The 5,865-nt window shown below is 42.5% G+C and carries 9 protein-coding genes; 7 read left to right on the forward strand and 2 right to left on the reverse strand.

Going from position 1 to position 5,865, the window contains the following annotated elements; all coding sequences use genetic code 11:
- Positions 1-180, forward strand: a 180-nt coding sequence (locus WB217_RS16065) for a hypothetical protein (protein WP_423994263.1), incomplete at its 5' end; no start/stop codon positions are given.
- A 100-nt stretch (positions 181-280) separates the two neighbouring features.
- On the opposite strand, the gene WB217_RS16070 is transcribed toward WB217_RS16065, so the two are convergent.
- On the reverse strand, positions 281-781 hold the full coding sequence (locus WB217_RS16070) for a hypothetical protein (protein WP_423994264.1): 501 nt from the start codon (positions 779-781) through the stop codon (positions 281-283).
- A gap of 218 nt (positions 782-999) precedes the next feature.
- Between WB217_RS16070 and WB217_RS16075 the strand changes: the two genes are divergently transcribed.
- The 6 genes from WB217_RS16075 (at position 1,000) to WB217_RS16100 (ending at position 5,169) form a co-directional block, all read left to right on the forward strand.
- Positions 1,000-1,344 (forward strand): flagellar basal body rod protein, encoded by a 345-nt coding sequence (locus WB217_RS16075; protein ID WP_423994265.1) that lies wholly within the window; start codon positions 1,000-1,002, stop codon positions 1,342-1,344.
- A 280-nt stretch (positions 1,345-1,624) separates the two neighbouring features.
- Positions 1,625-2,269 carry a PspA/IM30 family protein gene (locus WB217_RS16080; RefSeq protein ID WP_423994266.1) on the forward strand — a complete coding sequence of 215 codons (645 nt, stop codon included), beginning with the start codon at positions 1,625-1,627 and terminating at the stop codon, positions 2,267-2,269.
- Between the two features lie 199 nt (positions 2,270-2,468).
- The gene (gene liaF, locus WB217_RS16085) at positions 2,469-3,203 is read left to right on the forward strand and encodes a cell wall-active antibiotics response protein LiaF (RefSeq protein WP_423994268.1); all 735 of its coding nucleotides are present in this window, start codon (positions 2,469-2,471) and stop codon (positions 3,201-3,203) included.
- Complete coding sequence (locus tag WB217_RS16090; protein WP_423994269.1) at positions 3,200-4,246, forward strand: sensor histidine kinase; 1,047 nt, start codon at positions 3,200-3,202, stop codon at positions 4,244-4,246. The genes liaF and WB217_RS16090 overlap by 4 nt, the downstream gene beginning before the upstream one ends.
- Positions 4,239-4,871, forward strand: coding sequence for a response regulator (locus WB217_RS16095; RefSeq protein WP_423994270.1), 633 nt, complete (start codon positions 4,239-4,241; stop codon positions 4,869-4,871). The genes WB217_RS16090 and WB217_RS16095 overlap by 8 nt, the downstream gene beginning before the upstream one ends.
- Positions 4,872-4,989: 118 nt before the next feature.
- Positions 4,990-5,169 (forward strand): hypothetical protein, encoded by a 180-nt coding sequence (locus WB217_RS16100; protein ID WP_423994271.1) that lies wholly within the window; start codon positions 4,990-4,992, stop codon positions 5,167-5,169.
- Between the two features lie 36 nt (positions 5,170-5,205).
- Here the strand turns inward: WB217_RS16100 and WB217_RS16105 are convergent, their stop codons facing one another.
- Positions 5,206-5,400 (reverse strand): hypothetical protein, encoded by a 195-nt coding sequence (locus tag WB217_RS16105; RefSeq protein ID WP_423994273.1) that lies wholly within the window; start codon positions 5,398-5,400, stop codon positions 5,206-5,208.
- Positions 5,401-5,865 lie beyond the last annotated feature (465 nt).

Genomic DNA, 5,865 nt, shown 5'->3' on the forward strand with positions numbered 1-5,865 from the left:
GGTATTAAAACGAATCCAACTAGTATTAAAATCGCTCCAACAAGTAATAAACCAAAAACAACAAGTAATAAACCCAAAACAACAAGTAATAAACCCAAAACAACAAGTAATAAATCCAAACCAACAAGTAATAAACTCATCTCAATGGAGAAGTGGTCTAAATTCGCTCCCGAATTTTAAAGGAACCACCACACCACGTTTTGCTGTAGAAACTTCTCTTTATATAAAAAAATGCCGGTCCAGACTAAAAATCTGGCCGGCATTTTCAATTTTTATGCTTTTAACACCTGTACTGGCAATCCACCGAAGAAACGCCGCGTTCGCCTTTTTTCCATAGGCGGTAAAGGGCTTTGCCATCGCTGTGCGCGCCTCCTGGGTAATCCATCGGAAGCAGGGCGAAGAACATGTAGTAAAACGAAAAATAGATAAACTGGAACGCCATAATGTTGGGTTCGAATAAGTCGAACCAGATTAAAAGATTAAGCAAGAGCATGCTCAACAAATTAAAAGTCGAACCGCCTAATAAAATAATGGTCTTAGATAATCGGTTATCGAATGTTACATATTCAAATTCACAGTCTCCCGACCAGAAGTAGAATTGGTGTATAGCGATTTTCCAAAAAGAAAAGAGTTTTTTCCCGCTGCCTAGTCTCACTCTAATTCCTTTTGCGCCGAAAATAGCTGCAAACGTGATATGACCAAGTATATGAACCATAATGACCATGGGTAAAATCAAAAAGAATGACCAAAGAAATTTTATGATATCATGCAATCCAAACATGTGATTACCTCCTCATGCTGCCTTCTAACTGATACCCGTTAAAACCACCCATTAACAGCTAATATATTCCTTTGCCAACAACCCTCTTCATAGCGCGGTTCCGCCAGTCCTGCCCGCATCTAAGCCTCAGGTCTTACTTTAAAATCAAGCTCAAGCACGTTATAGACTTTTTGCGATAAAGGTAAGATTAAACCATAAGAGAAAAGGAGGAATTGAAAATGAAAAAATTTGGTTTAGTAGTAGCCGGCGGTATTGCGGCGATGGTGCTGATTTCGAACCTTGGCCCGCTTGTGGGGCTGGCAGTCAGCTTGCTGGTGCTGTACTTCGCAGTGAAGCAGTTTTTAAAGACGAATTCTAAAGCAGGTAAAATTGGCTGGGGAATCGCAGGTTTCATTATTCTGATGGCGACAGCTTCAAACATTCCAGCTATCCTGGGAATCGCGGCTGCATACGTCCTTTACCTGGTGTATAAAAACTGGGACAAAAAAGCGGAAACTATATCAGAAGAAAAAGATCCATTCGTAAATTTTGAAAAGCAATGGGTTCAGTTGAAAAACAATTAAGTTGGCCAATTGGATGAAAGACTGTGCAGTAGATTAAAAGCTGGCTTCACTAATTTTTAGGCTGTGTTAAAGGTCAATTTTAATTTAACGCCTGTTGATTGGAGTGGAAGGCGCTTGACTCCTGGGGGATTAGCGGCCAAGGTGAGACCCCGCAGGAGCAAAGCAACGAGGAGACATCGCCTGACGCCCCCGGAAAGCAAGCGCCTGGAGCGGAAATCAACAGACAAGTTTAACACAGCCAATTTTAAAAAAATGACCAATTAAAGGAGAGAAACTTAAAATGACAAATCTATTAACAAGAATCAAAAACACTGTAATGGCGGACCTGCATGAGGCACTTGATAAAAAGGAAAATAAAAATCCAATCGTGCTTTTAAATCAGTATCTTCGTGAATGTGAATTGGAAACAGAAAAGGTGAGAAAGCTAGTTGAACGCCAAAGCCAGTTGAAGGATCAGTTCACACGTGAGCATAACCAGGCTCTGGAGATGGCCGAAAAACGCAAGTATCAGTCCGAGATTGCTATGAGAGCTGGCGAAGCAGATTTACAAGCTTTTGCTAGCCAGGAGCAGGCTCAATATGAAGAAAGGGCTGCAAGACTGCAGGAGGCATTAATGAATGCAACTAAGCAACAGCTTGAGCTTGAGCGAAAATATGAAGATATGAAGCATAAGTTAAAAGATATGCATATCCGCAGATTAGAATTAATGGGCCGGGAGAACGTCACTCGAGCACACTACCGAATGGATCAGGTACTGGATAACAATTCTTACTCTGACAAAGCCCATTCTAGATTTGCTGAAATGGAGACTTATCTCGATAATCTTGAAGAAAAAATGAAAAGCTCTCACTACCGTGATACGATTGACGGCCGGATCGCCCAGCTGGAAAAAGAATTTAAAAGTAAAGAAACACATTCTATTTAATAGGCAAAACATGGTATTCTAAAGAGGCGCAGTCAGCTGCGCCTTTTGGATATCACCCCGAAAGGACTTCATCAAAATTTCCTCAAAAAATGATTTCCGTTTTAAAAAAGGGGCTGTTTGGTTCCAGGCAATTTCAAGAAGCTTTGAACAAGTATCAATACAGCCATGTAGAAGAATAAGAGGAAGGGAGGAGAGCAGAGTGTTAAACAACTTGAAGAATGACTATATCAGCTGGATTGCCATCACTGGAGTGATCCTGCTATTGCTAGAGGTTTCGTTTTTTAACGAAGGCTTGATTTTCTCCCTTCTTGCGAGCGGGGCGATGATTTATTTTGGCCGCTCCTTAATGCCGAAGAAGTCTGGGAAGCTTCTGTTCTGGGGAGGAATATTCTTTTTCCTCAGCAGTGTTTTCAGCATGATGACCTTCAAGTTTTTCCTATTGGCCGTGCTGATTTATCTTGCTTACCAGTTCGCCCAGTCGAAAAAGAAGCCTGAGGTCATAACGCCCATTTTACAAGAGCAGGTGGTCGAAAAGAAGAAGGAAATGATTATCGAAAAGCCGCCATTGTTTAAAAATCGTCTGTTTGGTCCTCAGGAGACGCCGACCCATGTGTATGAGTGGAACGACGTCAACATTCAGACAGGCGTTGGTGACAGTGTCTTGGACCTTAGCCTGACCGTTCTGCCTAAGGGTGAAACCGTCGTGTTCATCCGCAAAATAATCGGGAATGTGAAAATCTTCATTCCATATGATTTAGAAGTAACCGTCCGCCATTCTGCTGTTGCTGGGTCAGCCGAGGTGTTTGAGCATCAGGAAGGCCGGGTGCTGAATCAAACCTTGTTCCTCCAGACGCCAGGGTATGATGGGGCAGAGCAAAAGGTGAAAATTTTCACGTCGATGGTAATCGGAAATATCGAGGTGAAAAGAATATGACCTCAATCATGCGCCAAATTTTATGGGGCCTGACCCTTGGAAGTATTCTATTTGCGGCTTTAACTTTGTCTTTTCTGCTTGTATTTCCCATCGCCAGGCTTTCTGATTTGTGGAACCGTGAGCTGATGGACATCCCTTTCATCCTTTTTTCCTTCAGTATTAGCGTCGTGCTCGGAATTGCATTTGGGATCGCGTCGGGAACTTATTGGCGCAGGCAATTTCAAGCCGTTGACAGCTGGCTGTTCGAGCTCGAGGAAGGTCAACAGCCGGAAGTTAACCGAAACCAGGCTTTTGCAGAAATTTTATCGATATCCAAACGGGTTGAGAAGCTTTATAAGCAAATTTCTGAAAAAGCAATGCTCTCTCAGAAGCTTGCAACTGAAAAAGCGGAAGAGCTGGAATCGCGGATCCAGGAAATCATTTCACAGGAACGGAACCGCCTTGCCAGAGAGCTGCATGATTCGGTCAGCCAGCAGCTGTTTGCGGCGTCAATGATGATGTCAGCAATCAATGAAACAAAGGCTCCTTCCGAGGACCGTGAAGCCAAGCAACTGAAAATGGTGGAGGAAATGATCCATCAATCCCAGCTTGAAATGAGGGCATTGCTGCTGCACCTTCGCCCGGTTGCCCTGAAAGGAAAATGCCTGCAGGAAGGAATTGAGGAGCTTTTAATCGAATTAAAGCAAAAAGTCACGATGAATATAAAGTGGAAGGTAGAGCCATTTCCCTTGGATAAGGGAGTGGAAGACCATCTGTTCCGCATCCTCCAGGAATCAGTTTCGAATACGCTTCGCCATTCGAAAGCGGAGCAGCTTGAAGTTCTGCTGATCAAAAGAGACGATAAGGTGATCATGAGGGTTGTGGATGATGGGCTTGGTTTTAACGTGGAAGAAACGAAAGCAGGATCTTATGGCCTCCAGAATATGCATGAACGCGCCGGAGAAATCGGCGGAACACTGAAGATTGTCAGTGTTGAAAATAAAGGAACCAGGCTTGAAGTCAAGGTTCCAATTCTAGTGGTGGCGGGTGAGAAGCATGATTAAAGTGGTATTTGTTGATGATCATGAAATGGTAAGGATCGGAGTTTCATCGTATTTATCGGCACAGCCTGATATTGAAGTTGTCGGAGAAGCAGGGAATGGCAAGGAGGGAGTCGAACTGGCTCTTTCATTGAGACCAGATATTATCCTCATGGACCTGGTCATGAAGGAAATGGACGGAATTGAAGCGACAAGGCAGATTATCGAAAAGTGGCCGGAAGCGAAAGTCATCATCGTAACAAGCTTCCTTGATGATGAAAAAGTATACCCGGCACTTGAAGCAGGCGCGACGAGCTATATGCTGAAAACATCGAAGGCAAGTGAAATTGCGAACGCGGTTCGGGTTACATACTCGGGCCAACCGGTACTAGAGCCCGAAGTGACTGGCAAAATGATGATGAAAATGCGCCAGAAGAATACGCTGCTTCCGCATGAGGAGCTTACAGAGCGCGAGATGGAGGTTCTGAAGCTGATTGCCGAGGGCAAGACAAACCAGGATATTGCTGACGAGCTATTCATAGCCTTAAAGACTGTAAAAACGCATGTGAGCAATATTTTGAGCAAGCTCCAGGTTCAGGACCGGACACAGGCTGTCATCTATGCTTTTAGGCATTCGCTTGTGAAATAATTGACCTTTTAGAGTTTGGCTGATTGTCTGAACGTGAAAAGCGCGATCTTCTAGACCTCGTTGTTGGTTAGTAGGAATCGTTTTTAAAAATCTATGACAACCAAAGGGGCTGTATGGTATGGAAGGACTTGTGGGTTTGTTTGGTTTTTTTGGAATCATGGCTTCAATAGGTGTTCCCATTGTCATGATCGCTTTATTTGTAATGCTGGTAACAAGTACTAAAAGGCAGGAAACGATTTTAAAGGACATTCTTGCAGAGCTGAAAAAGAAAGACGGAAATAAAGATTTTATCGAATAATAAGCACAAAAAAGAGGCCGATTGGCCCCGAGGAATCTAATTCACTTTTTTGTCGATTACGTCTAATTTCAAAAGCATTTCGCTTAAAGCTATGGATATGACTTCCCGTTCTTCAAATTCATTTGGGTAATGGGAAGCACTATTTATATAGTCATGCTTTTCAGCTAACTTTTCCTTTATTTTTTTGCACATCCAGAGCTGGTAATCTGAAAGTTCCAAGTGTCTAAGCATTGCCACCCACTCCTTTGTTACTAGACAATACCCGCCATGGCAGCTTACTTAAACGCTAAATCCAAAAGATTATCTCATATGGGAAAAATTGAGATTTTGATTAGGAAAGACCATAACGACGGGCTTAGTTAGACTTTAATCAAACGTTTGATTAAGGTCTTTTTTATTTGAAAATTCTCATTAAGAAAAATGGATGAGGACTTGATTCTTTGATTGTTATTAACCACATATAATAACCGCTCGATAAAATTTTCAAGAGATGAATGGTCATAAGAAACCCTATAATGACCACTCGCTTAAGATTTCAAGAGATGAATGGTCATAAGAAACCCTATAATGACCACTCGCTTAAAATTCCAAGAGATGAATGGTCATAAGAAACCCTATAATGACCACTCGCTTAGGATTCCAAGAGATGAATGGTCATAAGAAACCTTATAATGACCACTCGCTTAGGATTCCAAG

The organism is Mesobacillus sp. (assembly GCF_049588175.1).
GTDB lineage: Bacteria > Bacillota > Bacilli > Bacillales > Cytobacillaceae > Mesobacillus.